The sequence below is a fragment of the Rhizobacter sp. P2_H2 genome (assembly GCF_056403375.1).
In genome coordinates this window covers 1-1,301 of record NZ_JBFUFP010001324.1, presented here as the reverse complement: position 1 = coordinate 1,301, position 1,301 = coordinate 1, and the positions used below count along the sequence as shown (strand labels likewise).

Here is a 1,301-nt window from a genome sequence, read left to right as displayed (position 1 = left end):
GCTGTTGGCCGCGGTGTAGGTCCAGGTGCCGTCGGTGGCGAGTGCGAAGGTGCCGTAGGTGCCAGCGGTGGCTGTCTGAGCCTGGAACACAGCTTCGCCGTTGTCGACATCGGCGACAGACAACGTGCCACCGGTGGTCAGGTTGCCGGAAGCGTTGACAGCCGTGTCTTCGGTGACCGAGCCCGAGGTGGCGCCGGAGATGACAGCGGTGTCGTTCGTGCCCTGGATGGTGACGGTGACCGACGAGCTGGTCCCGTCCGCGCTCTTGACCGAGAAGGTTTCGGTCAGCGATTGATCAGCGCGCAGCGCCTGGACCGTGGCGTTGTTGTTGGCCGCTGCGTAGGTCCAGGTGCCGTCGGTGGCGAGCGTGAAGGTGCCGTAGGTGCCCGCGGTGGCAGGCTGAGCCTGGAACACGGCCTGGCCGTTGTCGATGTCGGCGACAGACAGCGTGCCGCCGGTGGTCAGATTGCCGGAGGCGTTGACGGCGGTGTCTTCCGTGATGGAACCGGACGTGGCACCACTGATCACGGCGACATCGTTCGTGCCGTGGATGGTGACGGTGACGCTCGAAGAAGTGCCATCAGCGCTCTTGACCGAGAAGGTTTCGGTCAGCGATTGATCGGCGCGAAGCGCCTGAACGGCGGTGTTGCCGTTGGCCGCGGTGTAGGTCCAGGTGCCGTCGGTGGCGAGTGCGAAGGTGCCGTAGGTGCCGGCAGTGGCCGTCTGAGCCTGGAACACGGCTTGGCCGTTGTCGATGTCGGCGACGGACAGGGTGCCGCCGGTCGTCAGGTTGCCGGCGCCATTGACCGCGGTGTCTTCCGTGACAGCACCCGAGGTGGCGCCGCTGATCACGGCCACATCATTCGTGCCGTGGATGGTGACGGTGACGCTCGACGAGGTGCCATCGGCGCTCTTGACGGAGAAGGTCTCCGTCAGTGACTGGTCGGCGCGCAACGCCTGGATCGTGGCGTTGCTGTTTGCGGCTGCATAAGTCCAGGTGCCGTCGGCGGCGAGCGCGAAGGTGCCGTAGGTGCCCACGGTGGCCGGTTGAGCCTGGAACACCGCCTGGCCGTTGTCGACATCGGCGATGGACAGGGTGCCGCCGGTGGTCAGGTTGCCGGAGGCGTTGACGGCGGTGTCTTCGGTGACGGAGCCGGTATTGACACCGGAGATCACCGCGACGTCGTTGGTGCCCTGGATGGTGACGGTGACGCTCGACGAGGTCCCGTCGGCGCTCTTGACGGAGAAGGTCTCGGTCAGAGATTGATCAGCGCGCAGCGCCTGAACCGTGGCGTTGTTGT

Annotated in this window: 1 protein-coding gene; it reads right to left on the bottom strand. The window is 66.0% G+C overall.

Annotated features, from left to right (window positions below; all coding sequences use genetic code 11):
- Positions 1 to 1,301 (bottom strand): VCBS domain-containing protein (locus tag AC1D15_RS32775; RefSeq protein WP_477829348.1); only part of this gene is annotated, 1,301 nt, incomplete at both ends.